The following is a 17,373-nucleotide window of genomic DNA, read 5'->3' as shown; positions in this document are numbered from 1 at the left end:
GAACATCTGTTCTAAGATCAAGCAGGAAAAAAACCTGAATCACAATGAAGTGACTCAGGGTTGTAAATTACATTTTCTCAAGAGAGGGTTGCAAGTTTCCGAGTGCTGGACGGTTGCTTGCGCCAGCGTTATCGTCAGAGCTGTTAGCAGCAGCACCTACTTGCAGCTGGTACATACGGAAGTATCTTCCGCCAAGCGCCATCAGTTCATCATGGCTGCCGCGTTCTACGATCTCTCCGTGATGCAGGACTAGAATCTGATCTGCACTGCGAATCGTGGATAAGCGGTGAGCGATGATGAAAGTGGTGCGTCCTTTTTTGAGAACTTCCAGCGCATCCTGAATGACGCTTTCCGTTTCTGTATCGATGTTGGAGGTAGCTTCATCTAGAATGAGAATAGCTGGGTCAAAGGAGAGAGCTCTCGCAAAAGAAATCAATTGCCGCTGACCCGCAGATAAAGTACTTCCTTTTTCGATGACAGGTTCATCAAATCCTTGTGGAAGATGAGCGAGTAACTTATCCGCACCAACCTCACGCAAAGCACGTTCTACCCGTTCACGGGAAATTCGTTCATCCCCTAGGCTGACGTTCGAAGCAATGGTGCCCGTGAAGAGGTACGGATCCTGCAGCACGATGCCCATGTGATTCCGCAGCCACTGCTTCGGAATATCCGTAACCTTTTGACCGTCAATCGTAATATCGCCTTTTTGTGGATCATAGAACCGGAACAGCAGATTGATGATTGAGCTTTTGCCGGAACCCGTATGACCTACAAGAGCGACAGTTTCACCCGGGCGTGCTTCAAAGGAGATATCGCGCAGGACGTAGTCTTTTTTATAAGCAAAAGATACATTCTTAAATTCCACTTTCCCTTTGTAGCGTGGCATGGAGCCGTCCGTAACATTCTCTCCAGGTTCATCCATAAGCGTAAACACACGTCCTGCAGATACCATAGAAGTATCCAGGTTCGCCAACTGGTTCACCATGCCTGTGATAGGCTGGAACAAACGTCCGAGCACATCGACAAAGGCATACAGAACGCCTAAGGATACAAAGGTTGAACCAGTAATACTGCCATGTCCGAAATACCAAAGCACCATCACAAAAGAGAGACTGCGAAGTGAGTTCACCAGATTGTGGGACGTGAAAGCATTCAGATTTAACATTTTATTCTGATATTTCAAGTAATCATCGTTCAGGTTCTCAAATTCTGCACTAAGCTGCTTCTGACGGCGGAATATCCGGACGATTGACATCCCCTGAATCGATTCATTAATAATGGCGTTAATTTCACTTAGACGTGAGCGAATGATCGTATTGTATTTGGTCGCAATTTTGCGATAGAGCACGATCCATAACACAAGAATAGGTACAATGAACAAACTGATCAGACCCAGACGGACATCAAGTAAGAACAGAGCGATATATACGCCAGTTATATTGATAATACCGGTGCTGAAATTGGAGAGGACGGCAATGAATAGATCCTTAATCGCCTCGGTATCATTTGTAACCCGCGACACTACCTTACCAGCAGGCAAATTGTCAAAAAAACGAACGGGTAGTCGCTGGATATGCGCGTATACATCTGTCCGCAGCTTCCGGATTACCTGATTCGCCGAAGATTGCAGCCAATAGGTTTTTCCGAATTCAGCAAAGATGGAGATTACAAGAAAAATAGCATACATTCCGACCAACTGATAGATTCCAGGAAGCTCGGGTTTGTAAAAAGCGAACAGCTCATCGGCCGACAGCTTAACCGCGGGATAGATAACTTCGTTATCACCACGGGTGATATGCATCTCTCCATCGATGAACTTTCGTTCACCGTCAGGCTGTGTTACAGCTTCGTTAATAAAATAGAAACTTCTCCCTGCTTGAAGAACACGAATTTCTTGGCCTTTAGTTTCACCAGGCTCAAAGCGATCGCCGCGTTTGTATAAATTATTGTTATATTCAGCCGCCTTATCGGGAGACGTAGTGCTGAAATAGGGCTTCTCGATGGCTAGCATGTGATTGTCGATCATGCTTTTGGCTATAAATGGACCTGCCAGCTCTGCCGCTACCCCGATTGAAAGCAGCAGAAGGGCTGCGATAAAGGTTTTCTTTGCGGTCAATGCATATTCCAGCAGGCGTTTGCCTGTACTTTGTGTCAACCGTGACACCTCCTAAAATGTTTTGCGTAGTCGTAGCTCGTTTATTTATGGTTGTAGTTTAATCATTCGATAAGTTATTTTCGACTTGCTGCCGATCATATTGTTCACGGTACCAGCCATTCAAATCCAATAGTTCCTGATGTGTACCTCGCTCAACGATTTGTCCGTTATCCAGTACAACAATCATATCGGCATGTTGGACGGCGGAGAGACGGTGAGTAGAGATTAATGTGGTTTTTCCGGCACGTTCATTCCGGATGTTGTCGATAATCTGAGCTTCCGTACGAGCGTCAACGGCTGATAAGGCATCGTCCAGAATAAGAATATCTGGATTAGCGATAAAAGCTCTGGACAGAGAGACACGTTGCTTTTGTCCACCGGAGAGGGAAACACCACGTTCACCCACCAGAGTATCCAGACCATCGGACAATGTGCCCAGGTCGTTCTGGAAAGCGGCAGCTGTAATGGCTTGCATAATCGTATCGTCATCGGCGTTGTCTAGACCAAACTGAATGTTTTGCCGAACGGATTTGGAGAAAAGGATTTGCTCTTGTGGAACATAACCCATCCAGCTATGCAGCTGATCCAGGGAAATCTGTTGAATAGGCACGCCAGAGATAAGGATTTCTCCATTACCTGTCGGATATTCGCGGAGCAATTGTTTGAGCAGTGTAGATTTCCCGCTTCCTGTACGCCCGACTACACCTAATGTCTGCCCTTGGTTCAGGGTTAGGTTGACATGGGTTAGATTGTCTATCGTCGAAGAAGGATAACGGAAAGTCACATCGTTAAGCTCGATTCGAGTAGGGTGGGGAACTTGAACGGGATGGGCAGCATTTTGAACATCGGGTTTGGAGTTTAACGTCTCGTCGATACGTTCGAGGGAAGCTCCACCACGCTGCATAATGTTGATCAATTCTCCAATAGCGAACATCGGCCATACAATCATACCGAGATACATATTAAAGGAGACTAGATCACCCAGTGTGATCTGATTGCGGAATACAAGGTAAATCCCATAAGTAAGACCAATAATGTAGCTGAGTCCGACACAGAAGCGGATGGTTGGTTCGAAGAAAGCATCGACACGAGCTACGGCCATATTTTTGTTGTAAACATCTTCAGTAATATCCGAGAAACGTTTTTCATCAAGACGCTCTTGGACATAAGCACGGATTACGCGCACACCAGAGACAGATTCGAGCACTTGGTCATTCATATCTCCGAATGCATCCTGCGCTAAGCTGTACCGATCATGAATAGCTTTACCATAAAAAATCATAGCTATTGCAATTAGGGGTAATGGTAATACTGCTGCAAGGGTCAATTTCCAACTCACGAGAAAGCCCATCGCAAACAGCACAACCGTGAGGTAGATTGTAGAATCCACCAGTGTAAGCATCCCGAATCCTACGGTAGCTGAGACGGCTCTGATATCATTGGTTGCCCGGGCCATGAGGTCACCAGTTCTATTTTTTTCGAAGAACGAAGGTGTCATAGTCATAAGATGATTCATAAATCGGGAGCGCAGCAGGCGCTCAACAAGGTTGGAACCTCCGAAAAGTTTGTGCATCCATATGTAGGTAATCCAATAAATAACTAGCAGCAAAATGAATATCATGCCGATATATTTGGCAAGCGAAGCTGTAGTAATCGAACCGCGTACTATGTCGTCAATGGCATTGCCTAGCAGACGTGGAGGGAGTAATTCAAGAACGCCCACACCTATGAGTAATATGAGTCCAATCAGGTAACGCCTTTTTTCTCGGCGAAAAAACCAGCCGAGATCGCGAAGAACAGAGAACAAGTAAATCCCTTCCTTTCAGGTTGTAATGATTGCTTGTGATGCTGATAAAAGCGCAAGTGATTATCTCTTCAGCAAACAAAAAAGGCATATCATCCGAAAACGGACGATATGCCTGTAATTTACAGCTATCATGCGCACGGTGCGTTACAGCACCAAGCATGTGAGAGACCTTCAAGAACTAAAGTTATACGGTCCATAAGACTCGCAAAAACTTCAGGATGGCTTAATCACTTGGGCTGCTTCGGTATTCGGTTGAGTAAAAATTCCAACAATAGTAAAATAATATGGCTGTAACTTCGTAAACACCGCGCTCACCCCTTTCATTAATTTGGTAATAACTAGAAGACGTTTAGTTATGTTCAGAGTTTATCATCCGGTTCGCGAATTTGTCAAACTTAATTTTAAATGGATTGGGAAATCATTAATTGCATAAAGTTGTTTGAATATCGACTTATTTTCGTTATGATTAGAATATACAAAGGAGCTGAGAGAAATGAACATGGAAATTAGTCAAGCAGCGGCAGCTTGGTTTAAGAGAGAATTGGACCTTAAGAATGGAGACTATATTCGTTTATTTCCCCGTTATAGCTCGGGAGGTGGACTTCACCCCGGTTTTTCGCTGGGCATTGCTACAGAAGCACCTGGGCGTCCAGCTATTCAGGTCAAACAGGATGATATTGTGTTCTATATGGAGGAGCAGGACTTATGGTATATGGAAGGTTATGACCTATCTATCGTATACTCTGAGTCAGAGGATGACATTGAATATAAGTACGAACCAAAGCCGGTATCCGGCGAAGTGCAGGTATAGTTGTCTTAATGATTGTTTATTTTAATCAGGAAAAGCCCTTGCCAAAAGGCAGGGGCTTTTCAAATGCTGTCTTTAAAATGAGGGTATTCCAGTTGGAAATACATAGGTGTTATCAGTGCAAATTGCGAGAGGTTTCTTCCTCCAGAGCGAAGTCGAAGTCGTCAATATCGTACACCTGAACTGGAACTCCACCCTCGATGATCCGTTGAATCAATTCAAATTGATCCGTTAGGATAGGTACTTTCTCACGTTGTGAGGACAGCAGAAGCTCTGTTTCGATGGGATCGAACATCTCACCGTAGGCAGCGGTATCCATACTGTTAATGATGGTGATTTTGGATTGCCCGCCAAGGAGAATACCTGAGCTTTTCGCCCAAGGCACAGCTAAACAGCGGTTGATCTTCTTCGCGTTGAGCGGTTCTTCAAAATAAGCAATGAGCTCACTAATCTTCAACTTAACATGCTTGTCGTCGTCCGGACGGTTCATCAACGGATCATCGCTGTCTCGCAGTTCGTATAGTTCCATCACGGTAGTATAAGGCACTATATATTCTACAGGGCTGCTCGATACGAGAAGCTGGCCGTAAATCGCCATCATGACGGCTTCCGTCACAAATTGTCTAGACATCGTTATCCTCCTGAAGTTCGGTACTGCAATTGTACTTATGATCTAAAATTATAAAAACACTGTAGAGAGCAAAAGTCAACTGTACTTAGCAACTCACTAAAGAGAAGGGACAGAATATTCCTGTGAAGCAATGGAAATCATATTTTACTTTTGTACGACCTTATATGAAATTGATTGTGTTTACGCTGTTTATCGGCATGATCAAATTCAGTATTCCGCTAACACTGCCAATGATTCTGAAATACGTGGTCGATGACCTCCTAATGAACCCGAGCATGGGGATTGAGGAACGGGTATCACATTTGATGCTTATTCTGGGTGGTGCCTTAATTTTATTTGTTATCGTAAGAGGGCCCGTAGAGTATTATCGCCAATACTTTGCTCAGCTTATCACAAGTAAAGTGTTGTTCGATATGCGAAATAAGCTTTACAGTCATTTACAGCGGCTGTCACTGCGGTATTATCAGAATACCAAGGTGGGAGAAGCCATCTCCAGATTTATTAACGATGTTGAGCAGACCAAAAATTTGGTCGAAGTCGGCATGATGAATGTATGGCTCGACACGTTTACACTAGTTTTTGCTTTGGGATTTATGTTTTATTTAAATCCGGTGCTGGCGCTCGTGTCTATCTCGGTATTACCTTTTTACGCAATTGCAGTTAACAAATTGTATAAGCGGCTAAAGCTGTTAACGAAAGATCGTTCCCAAGCTCTGGCTGGCATTCAAGGTTATCTCCATGAACGGATTCAAGGGATATCAATCATCCGCAGCTTTACGATGGAAAAAGTGGATCAGAAGCAGTTTGAGGACATCAACGGTAACTTTCTTAAAAAAGCGATGGCGCAAACCCGCTGGAATGCTATGACCTTCGCAATTATTAATACATTAACGGATATAGCACCTCTTTTGGTCATTGGATATGGTGGTTATCAGGTCATTCATGGCAATTTGACAGTAGGTACCTTTGTAGCTTTCTTTGGCTATCTGGACCGGATGTATTCCCCGCTGCGGAGATTGATTAATTCCTCGACGGTGCTTACGCAAGCCTCTGCTTCTCTTGAACGGGTGCTTGAGCTGCTGAATGAGCCTTATGATATTGTAGACAAGCCGGGAGCAAAAGTGCTAAAGGATTCACGTGGTGAGATTGCTTTTGAGAATGTATGGTTTAAATATAACGAAGAGAATGATTGGGTCTTAAAAGATATTAATCTGAGTATTCAGCCCGGACAGACCATTGCGTTCGTCGGAATGAGCGGTGGAGGAAAGTCCTCCCTTATAAGCTTGATCCCGAGATTCTATGACATCAGTAAAGGCAGCCTTCAAATGGATGGTTATGATATACAGGAATTAACACAGGAAAGCTTGCGTAGGTCTGTCGGCATGGTCCTGCAAGATAATTTCTTATTCAGCGGATCTGTGCGTGAGAATATTTTGTTCGGTAATCCTAATGCCACGGAAGAAGAGGTCATTTCAGCAGCAAAAGCTGCCAATGCGCATGATTTTATTGAGCAGCTGCCACTGGGTTATGAGACAGAAGTGGGAGAACGTGGTGTTAAGCTATCCGGAGGACAGAAGCAGCGGGTTGCTATCGCAAGGGTATTTCTCAAGGATCCGAAGGTTCTTATATTAGACGAAGCTACTTCGGCGCTGGATCTGGAATCGGAGCATTTAATTCAACAAGCGCTGCAGTCTCTTTCTTCGGAACGTACTACACTAATTGTAGCGCATAGACTGTCAACGATTACACATGCGGATCAGATTGTCGTACTTGAGAATGGTGAAATTACTGAACGGGGTACGCATGAACAGCTGATGGCGATAGAGGGTAGTTATGCGCGATTATTTAACGTACAGCATTTAGACGCTTAATATTTTTTTGGGAAAATACTTGAACACCTTAGTGGTCCTCTCGAAAGAGAAGGCCACTTTTTTTGAATTCCAATCAGGGTGGCGGCACACAGTAACTTATACTATGGCAAAAATTCTAAACGGAATCTGAGTCTTTTCGGAGATCATGTGCGTCTAAAGCTTATAAACATCATGAAAGGAAGTGAGGAACGTGAATAAAACCACGCTTGAGGAAAAGGCGATAGCAGGTGATGAAGACAGCTTTACTGCGCTTATTGACGGCATGCAGGAGCGTTTATACCGAATGGCCTACTCCTATGTGCGGAATCAAGAGGATGCGCTGGAGATTGTGCAGGAGACCGTCTTCAAAGCCTATATCTCCATTCATAAATTGAAGCAACCGCAATATTTTAAAACTTGGCTCACCAAGATCGCTGTCAACTGTGCGCTGGACTTTATCCGTAAATCTAAAAAAATCGTGTATATAGATCAAGAGCTGGGAGGCAGCTATGCTCCGAAATCTAGGGAAGAAGTTATGGACTTGCATGAAGCCCTCAGCGGACTTGATGAAAAATCAAGAATGGTGATTGTGATGAGATATTTGGAGGACTTGCCCATAAAGGAAATTGCAGAGGTTCTCGATATGCCCCTGAGCAGCGTCAAAACCGTTATTTATAGAGGTTTGGAAAAATTAAAAATAAGTATGGAGGAGAGTGAGTACTTTGGATAAGCAACTAGAACGTCTACAGCAAGCCTATAATGAGATTGAAATTCCTAAAGAACTATCATTCGCTTCTCGTAAAGGAATTGAAAGAGGAAAAATCTATAAACAGAAAAATAGTTCTTCAAAACGGGCCTTGAAATGGACAGGATCAGTAGCTGCGGCTGTATTGATTTCTTTTACGGTGGGTGTAAATACGGTTCCTGCTTTTGCGAGTAGTATGGATCAAATACCGGTTCTAGGTAAGCTGGTCAGTGTTCTGCAGTTTACGGAAGGAAGTGCAGGCGGTGGAACCATTCAGGATGGAGTAGATGTGAACTTTATTTCGGTGAAACAATTGAAGAATAGCGATCAATTGATTTTGAATTTTGCAAATCCGGATGAAACACAACAGTTAGCAAGCTCATATAACGTAAAGTTTACGGAAAATCCGGCAACAATGACGATTACAGTAAGTGGGGCCAGAAAATTCTCAGCAGTTAAAGATCTGGAAACATTAAAACAAAGCCGATATGTTCAGGATGCTTATCCACTAATTACACTAGATGATTCGGCCATTCGGTTCAATGTCACGCTTACGGACTCGGTTGCTTATGAGGTAAAGGAATATAAAGAGCCAGCACAGGTAGTGATTACGTTAAAAGAGAAAGGAGACGAAGCAAAAGAGGGCTCTGTATATTCGTTAAGAACGGTCTCACAGCCTTCTGGTGAGGCGCTGGGTATGGCTGAAGAAATGTTATATGGGTTAGAGGATGTGCGGATGTTAAAGGATGAGAAAGGCTTATATCTCGTGGAAGCAGGATATTTTAATACAGAAGAAGAGGCTTTGAAGCAGTTGCAGAAAATTAAGACAGAGTATGGCGTTGAAGATTTATTAGTCGTTGAAAAAAGAGCGGTGCAGCAAATTCCGCAGTCCATTTCTCAGGTGGAGGAATAATGAAGAAGAAGGTTCAATAAAAGGCACAATGCAAAAAGACCGCCAAAAGCGGTCTTTTTTGTGCTGTTCTATTACATTTTGCCGATCATAAGTGATAAAATGCCGGCTGCGATCAGCGGACCGACCGGAACGCCTTTAAATAACGCAACCCCGATCACCGTGCCAATCAGCAGACCTGCAACAACTGTGGGTTGGTTGGTCATGAGCGTAGCACCGCGGCCTCCAAGAAAAGCGACGAGAATGCCAATAGCGATAGCAAGCAAGGACTTCCAGTGCAAGAAGGATTGACCGACTGTCTGCAGCGATATTTTGCCGCTGGCTAATGGGGTCATGACCCCGATGGTCAGGATGATAATCCCGATGGTTAAACCGTATTTTTCTAGCCAAGGAAAAGTTTGCTGTAAGCCAAGTACTCTTAGCAGTAATAGGACGACCATTGCTATTGTTACAGGGGAATTGCTGCTGATAATTCCGAGCGCTGCAAGTCCAAGCAAAAGCAAAGAGGTCATGTCCATCTTAATGTTTCAACTCCTTAGGATTAGAACTTTCTTTGGACACAATGTGATCTGCAATAAGTTTACCATGCCCTCTTCCGGTCTCAATAAACACTTCGTTAGCATTGCGGCCGGAGGCGATTACTCCAGCAACATACAACCCTGGAACATTACTTTCCATGGTAGAGGTGTTAAAAGCAGGCTTATCCATGTCGTCATCCATGATCACACCCGCTGAAGTGAGGAGGGTACGGCTCGGACGGAAGCCAGTCAAGGCAAGAACGAAATCATTATCCAATGCTTTCTTGTCCCCCTTATGATCCGTAACAATTACTGAGCTTGCAGTAATTTCAGTGACACGCGAGCCTAAGTGCAGAGTGATTTTCCCTTTTTGCACCATGCCTTCAAAGATTGGCCGAACCCAAGGTTTAATATTCTCTGAGATGCTTTCACCACGATATACCATATCTACCGTAGCTCCTACACGCATAAGCTCCAGTGCTGCATCTACTGCGGAATTACTGCCGCCAATTACAGTTACCTTCATTCCCGTGTAAGGATGGGCTTCACCGAAATAATGAGTAACTTTAGGTAGTTCTTCACCTGGAATGCCAATCATATTCGGCTGATCAAAATAACCTGTTGCTATAACTACATTTGCAGTGATACGTTTCTGATGCTCACCACGCATATTTGACGTATGTACGGCAAAGGTTCCATCTTCAAGCGGCTCAATGGATAAAGCTTCTTCATAAGCGGCGATCTCTAGACCATATTGCTCGGCGGCTCGGCGATAATAGACAAGCGCTTCATGACGGTAAGGCTTGTCGTTCGTCGAAGTGAAAGGAACATCCCCGATTTCTAATAACTGAGCCGTACTGAAAAATTGCATATTTGTTGGATACAAATAAATGGAGTGCACAATAAAGCTTTTTTCAATGATAAGGCTGGACAGGCCTTGGCGTTGGCATTCGATAGCTGCCGAGAGGCCGCAAGGACCTGCACCGATAATAATGACATCTTTCATAAAGCGGGTTACCTCCTGATTGTTACTATCTTTTCTTTAAATCCTACCCTAAATTCATGAATTTTTCCATAAGAGCAGATTGAGTATAATAACCATTGCAAGAACAACGTTGATTATTATATAATTAGATATATATCTAATGTATCAATTTATTGTGAAATTCTAGGAGCGTGAACCCAGTGCAGTTGGAGAAAATCGTGAGTTATCATAAAGCTTTAGCTGATCCAACGCGTCTTCGCTTATTGTTGCTTTTGTCCCAAGGAGAAATGCACGGGCAAGCGCTGGCTGAAAAGTTGAATTTATCGCAGCCTACAGTCACTCATCATGCGGCTAAATTACGTGAAGCGGCTCTAATAAAGGAAAGACGCGACAAAAATACAGTTTACTTTAAACTGAATCCGGAGTTTATCAATAATGGGGCTGAAGCTTCACTGCAATTTATTTTTTCGAAAGGAGCTGAGAATATGGAAGAGCAATTGCCTGAGAATAGTCTTCAGGATACTGTAATCCGTAATTTTTTCTCTAAAGATGGACGGCTGCGGCAAATTCCCGCACAATACAAGAAGAAATTGATAGCGCTTCAATACATGGTTGAGAAGCTGGAGCCAGGTGTTGTTTATACGGAAAAGGAAATCAATGAGTTTATTAAGCAGTTTCATGAAGATTTTGCCACTATTCGTCGTGAATTCATCATGCATCAGTTTATGTATCGTGAGAAGGACAAGTATGAACTAAATCCTCGAGAAGTATGGACTCGGTGGGAATATGTCAAATAATGATCTTTTAAATATTAACATTCTGTGTCGATTTGAAATGTACTGATTAATTATTCGAATTTCGAATAAAATGGAATTGTAAGCGTTATCTGAGACATATTTAGAAAGGAGACTTTCGTTATGTTATTTAAACGCACAAAAAAGCAACCCAAATCAGATCATGTAACCGTCACATTACCTCAAGTGAAACAGGCGATTCGAAAGTTCGAAGAAGATATGCCTGGACCTATTAATAGAACAGCATTAATCTTAGAGGACAAAAGAATCGATATGAGTCGTCTGAAACGTTATTTAGGTGGAATACCCGAACGGAATTTCTATATGTCTCGAGAGACCTATGAAATTTTCGAGGAAGAAGACAAGTTAGTGCCGTATTATCTGGATTTAGTTCAGGCTGCTGTAGACAGTTATATTAGTGATACAGGCAAGCTACCGCTGCTTGAAGACACCTGGTTGCCAGAGGTTCATTATCGGTTGTTATCTACAGAAAGTTATCTAAAAGAAACACCTCCTTTTCCGCTGTATATTACGGATGAAGAAATGATGCTGACCCATCGGGCAGAGCATTTCGAGTAAAGGAATGACGCAGATATGAATCTTCACAAAGACTGTTCAGTAAAAGGGAAGCCACAAATCCTTTTTGTTGAATAGTCTTTTCTTTGTCTCTTAAGGCATAGTACAATTACATTCTGTAGGTTAGGTTTGAAAATTAACAGCATGTAAGGGGAATTGCTTGATGAAGGAAGTACAAGCTATTTTATTTGATCTGGACAATACTTTAATGGATCGCGACTATACATTTCGCAGCTTTAGCACTCAGTTCGTGCAGGATTTTCTTGGGCATCTTGAACCTGCGGAAGCGCAGGCCGTGATCGAGGATATGATCCACAGAGATGCTGATGGCTACCGTGATAAAGACGGATTTTTCTTAGAACTTAGTGAGATCCTGCCTTGGGAAAAGCCTGTGACGGCTGAACATATCCGAGCGTATTATGATGCGAGCTACATCAATCATGGTGCAGCCATGGAGCATGCTTTGGAGGTTCTGGAGTATTGCGTGGAGCGTGGATATACTTTGGGGCTGGTCACCAACGGTAAAAAAGAAATCCAGAACACCAAAATTGATATTCTCGGCCTGCGAGAGTACTTCAAGGCTATAGTTATATCTGGAGAAGTTGGCATTGCGAAGCCTGATCCTGCGATTTATCAATTAGCTTTAGACAGGCTGGGTGCCTCTGCGGATCAAACCTTGTTTATAGGGGATCATCCGGTAAATGATATCTGGGGGGCAGGTAAGGCTGGCCTTGAAGGGATATGGCTGCAAAGGAAACATCCTTGGGACGATCAGCTGGACATCCAACCTTGGAAAATGATCCGTGAGCTGAAAGAATTAAAGGCTATTTTGTAATCTGGAAAATTTGGGGTTGACATTTTACTGCTGCACCAATTATGATAACAGCATCTTAAATTTCGGAAGGAGACGATGTTTTATGACAGTTTTAAATGTAATGAACTCAACTGTTGTGGATACGTGTCTTCCGGGAACAGCTGCTGCCGAATAATTGATTCGGGCAGTTTAGCAGGTAAGCTCAATTACGCTTATTAGAGCCACCGGGAACCGTATAGGGTCCGGTGGCTTTTTTGCGTGTGTAGAAAGATTGGATTTGGTGTAATAAATCCACATGTCTACATACCGCCGCCGGAGTCTTTATTTCCGGCGGCTTTTTGTGTTCTCGGAAAACGCCAAGGGGCAAGAAAAAACATAAACATATCTTTTAGGAGGAAATGAATGAATAGCATAAAGCAATATGGTTGGAATGAAAACTGGAGTACAAAATGGAATGAAAAGTGGAGTCATGCAGAGGATAAACAATTTATTCCCGGGAGAATCGTTGGTGACTTTGGCAGTAAGTACAAGGTGTTAACTGATGTAGGAGAGACGTGGGGAGAGCTTGCCGGGAAGCTGAGACACACATTTGTAGCCTCGGGTGATTTTCCTGCCATTGGAGACTGGGTAGCATTGGCGATGCAAGATGGCGGCGAGCATGGAATCATACATGGCGTATTGCCTCGGCAGAGTGTGATCTCACGCAAGGTCGCAGGAAATACACAAGATGAGCAAATTGTTGCCTCCAATGTAGACACGTTATTTCTGGTTAGCGCGTTGAATGATGACTTTAATGTTCGCCGGATGGAGAGATATCTGATCATGGCTTGGAATAGTGGGGCAAATCCAGTTATTCTACTCACTAAAGCGGATCTTTGTCCGGATGCAGACAGTAAAATCGCTGAAATGGGGAGCGCGGCTCCCGGAGTATCAGTACATGCTGTAAGTGCAATACAAGATGAAGGACGCGAGAAGCTGCTGCCTTACATTGGTGAGGGTCAAACAGTAGCTCTTACGGGCTCTTCCGGTTGTGGGAAGTCGACAATGGTCAACTGGCTATGCGGGAAGAACCTTCAGATTACGCAGGATGTTAGAGAAGGGGATAGCCGCGGACGTCATACTACTACCCACCGTGAACTGTTTGTTTTGCCGGATGGGGGGATTATCGTAGATACACCGGGGATGCGGGAGCTGCAGCTCTGGGAAGATGAAGGTGGTCTTGATCTAGCGTTTAGTGATATCAGCGGTCTAGCTTCTAAGTGCCGGTTTAGCAACTGTAGACATGAACGCGAAGAGGGCTGTGCTGTACTGGAAGCAGTCCAAACAGGTGAACTGGAAGAGAAGAGACTATTCAACTACCGAAAAACACAACGAGAAGTATTGTACCAAAATAATAAAGAAGCCAAGCTTAAGAGAAAAAGCGCGGCTTCCACTAAAGTGAGTTCATCCAGAACCAGAGGATACGGATGGCGTAAAGAGCTGGATGAATATTAAAAAGAATTGATATAACGGCATAGACATTGAAAAAGGGCGCCCCTTAGCTTTTGACAGCTAAGGGGCGCCCTTCATTATTGAATTGAATCTAAACGGTTATGGTTTAGAAGGATGCAGCAGTTTCCTTAGCCAGTTGCAATCCGTTTTCAATGATTTCAGCGGATTGTGCTGGAAGTTGGTTGTGGCCTTCGATGATTACTTGTGTAATATCTTTAATTCCCCACAGGTTAAGGTTACCAACGATGAAGTTTACTGCCATTTCAGCACTTGCAGCAGGACCTTCAGAGTAGATACCGCCTCTTGCATTCAGAACGATTGCTTTTTTACCTGTCAAAAGACCAACTGGACCTTCAGCAGTGTAAGAGAATGTTTTACCAGCTTGGCAAAGGTAATCTACATAAGTGTGCAATACAGCAGGTACAGTCATGTTCCACAGTGGGAAACCGAATACTACCTTATCTGCAGCGATGAACTGATTAAGATATTTATTAACGATAGCGGCACCAGCTGCTTCCTCAGGTGTTGCTTCGTATCCTTGAGCGGCTTTATACATACCAGTGATCAGGGTATTGTCGTAGTATGGAAGTTGCTCTGCGAACAGATCAAGCTCAGTGATTTCATCTTCTGGGTGGTTGAGTTTGTAGCTCTCCAAGAATTCATTGTACAGCTTAACACTTACGGATTGTTCTGCTGGACGGTTGTTTGCTTTAATAAATAGAACTTTAGACATTATGATTTCTCCCTTGCATGTGTGTATTTAATATTAACTATATTTAATATAGCATGTAATCTTTTGTTTGTAAATTATTTTTTTGTTCTTGAAATTTGTTTGCGCTTAAGGAGTTTGAAAAAATGAAAACAAGGTTAATAGGTGATACAAGAGAACAGGAAATAATTTCCTGTCTCTATAAGTTCCAGAATGATCTAAAAGGAGCGATTGACATGTCCATCGATCGGTTTATCATTAAAAAATTGGACAGCTGTCACGAAGAGCATACGCGTCAGAATTTAGTGAAGCTATTTAGACTTCGAATCCAGAAAGCTGAAAAAGCAGAGCAGAAGAATTACAAGATCAGCTGATAATTGCTGAGCTCTTCTTAATAGTAGATTTTTCGCTGAACGAGACAGAGTCCTTGGGTTAAAAAAGTCCGTAAATATAGCAGAGCAGTGATCCTCCCGTTAAGGGGGGATCACTGCTCTGCGTTTTTTAGTCCTGGCAGATTGCTTCAGCATAAAGGGTCAGCAAATGAAAGCCAACCTACGACAAACGTCACTTTTGGCAGGTGATATAGTAGGGTCAGGCCACCCGCTACATCTAATCTGCTAACCAATGCAAAGTCATTTGTTGAGTAACATACCAAGTCAACTGCTAAGTTACACACTGAGTCAGTCACACGCCAAGTTAACGGCTAAGTTACTAACTGAGTCACATAACTAGTAACGTGTAGGTTACTAACTGAGTCACACATTAAGTCAACCGCTAAACGACTTACTAAGTCACACAACAAATCTCCCGCTGAGTTACCCACTGAGTCACACACCAAGTTAACGGCTAAGTCACCTCACTGACTAACACAACTAATCACCCGCCGAGTAACTCACTGAGCTACACACCAAGTAACACCAAGTCACCCGCTGATTAACTCACTGAGCTACACACCAAGTTAACGGCTAAGTCAGACAACAAATCACTCGCTAAGTGACCTTCCAAGTATCCTCAGCGGCCAACGGACTCAGATGACGCTATATGCGGATTTTTAGTCATTAGAGCAGAGTTTCGGACTCCAGCGCAGCTATTCAGCTTTTTGAGGTCGATAATTAGTGCTTTTCGCGCCAATAGTGACTCTGGGGTCCGATAGGATTCCAAATGAGCCCAAAAGTTGCGATTAAGGTCATCTGAGTCCGATAGCAGTGGCTAAGGAAATGGTCGGCAAGCAGCAAACCTAATGTGCTATAAAGCAGCCCCAAGAAGAACCCAAACAAAACCAAGCTCGTGTACTTTAATAGTAGAAACTATGTGTGCGTAAATGGTATCTAATACAAATGAAGGCTCAGATTTAGATCAAGATGCTAGGGAAAGCTCCAAAATGGTCCAGAGTCCTAGTGGCTATTGTAGTGTTAAGTGACAACTCCCTGAGATGTCAGGTTAACCCAATATTTATACATCTGCACCACCGAGTAATAAACATCCATCGCGGCCAACGGACTCAGATGACGCTATATGCGAATTTATGAGCATTAGAGCAGAGTATCGGACTCCAGCGCAGCTATTCAGCTTTTTGAGGTCGATAATTAGTGCTTTTCGCGCCAATAGCGACTCTGGGGTCCGATAGGATTCCAAATGAGCCCAAAAGTTACGATTTAGGTCATCTGAGTCCGAAAGCATCCAACTATGAGTCCGAAAGCAGTGGCTATGAGTTCCAAAAGCAGCGACTAAAGCTACGACAGTAGCAACTATGTACGCGACAGTAGCAACTATGTACACGATAGTAACAACTATGTACGCGACAGTAGCAACTATGTACACGACAATAGCAACTAAAGCAAACTGAGCTTCGAATTTAGATTACCGCGGACTCAGATGACGCTATTTGCGAATTTATGAGCATTAGAGCAGAGTTTCGGACTCCAATGCAGCTATTCAGCTTTTTGAGGTCGATAATTAATGTTTTTCGCGCCAATAGTGACCCTGGGGTCCGTTAGAATTCCAAATGAGCCCAAAAGTTACGATTAAGGTCATCTGAGTCCGATAGCAGCCGGCTATGGGGATGGCCGGCAAGCAGAACCAAGCAGAACCAAGCAGAACCAGCGAACCAAGGTCCCTGACTTTGAGAGTTGAAGCTATGTATGTCTATATATGCGCAAATAGTATCTCAATCAAACGGAGTGTCATTTTGGATCAAGTTTAGCTTCAAAAAGACAACGAGTCCAAGCAGCACCACTTGGATACTTAGGACGTTCCTTATTAGAAAGCTGAGGACAGCAATGTTGTGACAAAAAAACTACCCCTCCATTAATAGAGGGATAGCGCCAATGAATCATTTTCACTGTAACTGTGCAATATAGCTTCAGAGCCTTTAATTTCGATACTAATCAGAGAATTGAGGCATTTCTGGAGGGCACTTTTGCCCTTTTGAATTTTGAGCTCCAGCGTACTGTTAAGTAATCTAAGTACTTTTTGAGTGGGCTGTTTATTTTCTGTTGTGAAATACACAGGTACAAGTTTGTTCTGAAATGTGATGAGCATTCTCATTTTGAAATCACCTCGCTACAAGTATTTCATGTT

Annotated in this window: 16 protein-coding genes; 9 read left to right on the top strand and 7 right to left on the bottom strand. The window is 43.4% G+C overall.

The window, feature by feature from the left end; all coding sequences use genetic code 11:
* Positions 1–67: 67 nt before the first annotated feature.
* Complete coding sequence (locus NSQ55_RS17150; protein WP_339168196.1) at positions 68–2,155, bottom strand: ABC transporter ATP-binding protein; 2,088 nt, start codon at positions 2,153–2,155, stop codon at positions 68–70.
* 58 nt (positions 2,156–2,213) lie between these two features.
* A complete protein-coding gene (locus NSQ55_RS17145) occupies positions 2,214–3,962 on the bottom strand; it encodes an ABC transporter transmembrane domain-containing protein (RefSeq protein WP_076184456.1) in 1,749 nt (582 codons plus the stop codon).
* A 493-nt stretch (positions 3,963–4,455) separates the two neighbouring features.
* Between NSQ55_RS17145 and NSQ55_RS17140 the strand changes: the two genes are divergently transcribed.
* Positions 4,456–4,773, top strand: coding sequence for a HesB/YadR/YfhF family protein (locus tag NSQ55_RS17140; protein ID WP_036688019.1), 318 nt, complete (start codon positions 4,456–4,458; stop codon positions 4,771–4,773).
* Positions 4,774–4,885: 112 nt separating this feature from the next.
* Here the strand turns inward: NSQ55_RS17140 and NSQ55_RS17135 are convergent, their stop codons facing one another.
* A complete protein-coding gene (locus NSQ55_RS17135; RefSeq protein ID WP_036688017.1) occupies positions 4,886–5,401 on the bottom strand; it encodes a hypothetical protein in 516 nt (171 codons plus the stop codon).
* 122 nt (positions 5,402–5,523) lie between these two features.
* On the opposite strand from NSQ55_RS17135, the gene NSQ55_RS17130 reads away from it, so the two are divergent.
* The 3 genes from NSQ55_RS17130 to NSQ55_RS17120 all read left to right on the top strand — a co-directional run bounded on the left by NSQ55_RS17130 (position 5,524) and on the right by NSQ55_RS17120 (position 8,909).
* Positions 5,524–7,272, top strand: a complete 1,749-nt coding sequence (locus tag NSQ55_RS17130) for an ABC transporter ATP-binding protein (RefSeq protein WP_076128337.1) — start codon at positions 5,524–5,526, stop codon at positions 7,270–7,272.
* Positions 7,273–7,462: 190 nt separating this feature from the next.
* Positions 7,463–7,981, top strand: coding sequence for a sigma-70 family RNA polymerase sigma factor (locus NSQ55_RS17125; protein WP_076128340.1), 519 nt, complete (start codon positions 7,463–7,465; stop codon positions 7,979–7,981).
* Entirely contained in the window at positions 7,974–8,909 is a 936-nt protein-coding gene (locus NSQ55_RS17120; RefSeq protein WP_076184455.1) for a DUF4179 domain-containing protein, read from the top strand. Before NSQ55_RS17125 ends, NSQ55_RS17120 begins: the two co-directional genes overlap by 8 nt.
* Positions 8,910–8,980: 71 nt before the next feature.
* Here NSQ55_RS17120 and NSQ55_RS17115 read toward each other — a convergent pair whose 3' ends face one another.
* A complete protein-coding gene (locus NSQ55_RS17115; RefSeq protein ID WP_036688009.1) occupies positions 8,981–9,424 on the bottom strand; it encodes a DUF441 domain-containing protein in 444 nt (147 codons plus the stop codon).
* Position 9,425: 1 nt separating this feature from the next.
* A complete protein-coding gene (locus NSQ55_RS17110; RefSeq protein ID WP_036688007.1) occupies positions 9,426–10,430 on the bottom strand; it encodes a YpdA family putative bacillithiol disulfide reductase in 1,005 nt (334 codons plus the stop codon).
* A gap of 179 nt (positions 10,431–10,609) precedes the next feature.
* Between NSQ55_RS17110 and NSQ55_RS17105 the strand changes: the two genes are divergently transcribed.
* From NSQ55_RS17105 to rsgA, 4 genes are all read left to right on the top strand, one after another.
* A complete protein-coding gene (locus tag NSQ55_RS17105) occupies positions 10,610–11,206 on the top strand; it encodes a metalloregulator ArsR/SmtB family transcription factor (RefSeq protein WP_036688006.1) in 597 nt (198 codons plus the stop codon).
* Between the two features lie 120 nt (positions 11,207–11,326).
* Positions 11,327–11,782 (top strand): DUF3939 domain-containing protein, encoded by a 456-nt coding sequence (locus NSQ55_RS17100; protein ID WP_036688004.1) that lies wholly within the window; start codon positions 11,327–11,329, stop codon positions 11,780–11,782.
* 160 nt (positions 11,783–11,942) lie between these two features.
* Positions 11,943–12,614: an HAD family hydrolase gene (locus NSQ55_RS17095; protein ID WP_076128347.1), complete on the top strand. Its 672-nt coding sequence runs from the start codon at positions 11,943–11,945 to the stop codon at positions 12,612–12,614.
* A 381-nt stretch (positions 12,615–12,995) separates the two neighbouring features.
* Positions 12,996–14,087: a ribosome small subunit-dependent GTPase A gene (gene rsgA, locus NSQ55_RS17090; protein WP_339168192.1), complete on the top strand. Its 1,092-nt coding sequence runs from the start codon at positions 12,996–12,998 to the stop codon at positions 14,085–14,087.
* 103 nt (positions 14,088–14,190) lie between these two features.
* On the opposite strand, the gene NSQ55_RS17085 is transcribed toward rsgA, so the two are convergent.
* Positions 14,191–14,817, bottom strand: coding sequence for an FMN-dependent NADH-azoreductase (locus tag NSQ55_RS17085; protein WP_076128352.1), 627 nt, complete (start codon positions 14,815–14,817; stop codon positions 14,191–14,193).
* 122 nt (positions 14,818–14,939) lie between these two features.
* Here NSQ55_RS17085 and NSQ55_RS17080 point away from each other — a divergent pair, with 122 nt between their 5' ends.
* Positions 14,940–15,167, top strand: coding sequence for a hypothetical protein (locus tag NSQ55_RS17080; RefSeq protein ID WP_038571602.1), 228 nt, complete (start codon positions 14,940–14,942; stop codon positions 15,165–15,167).
* 1,933 nt (positions 15,168–17,100) lie between these two features.
* On the opposite strand, the gene NSQ55_RS17075 is transcribed toward NSQ55_RS17080, so the two are convergent.
* The gene (locus tag NSQ55_RS17075; protein ID WP_036687997.1) at positions 17,101–17,340 is read right to left on the bottom strand and encodes a hypothetical protein; all 240 of its coding nucleotides are present in this window, start codon (positions 17,338–17,340) and stop codon (positions 17,101–17,103) included.
* Positions 17,341–17,373 lie beyond the last annotated feature (33 nt).

Source organism: Paenibacillus sp. FSL H7-0943, assembly GCF_037963265.1.
Classification (GTDB): Bacteria; Bacillota; Bacilli; order Paenibacillales; family Paenibacillaceae; genus Paenibacillus_AQ; species Paenibacillus_AQ odorifer.
Note: the sequence above shows the minus strand (reverse complement) of the source record. Positions and strands in the feature narration are given on the sequence as shown.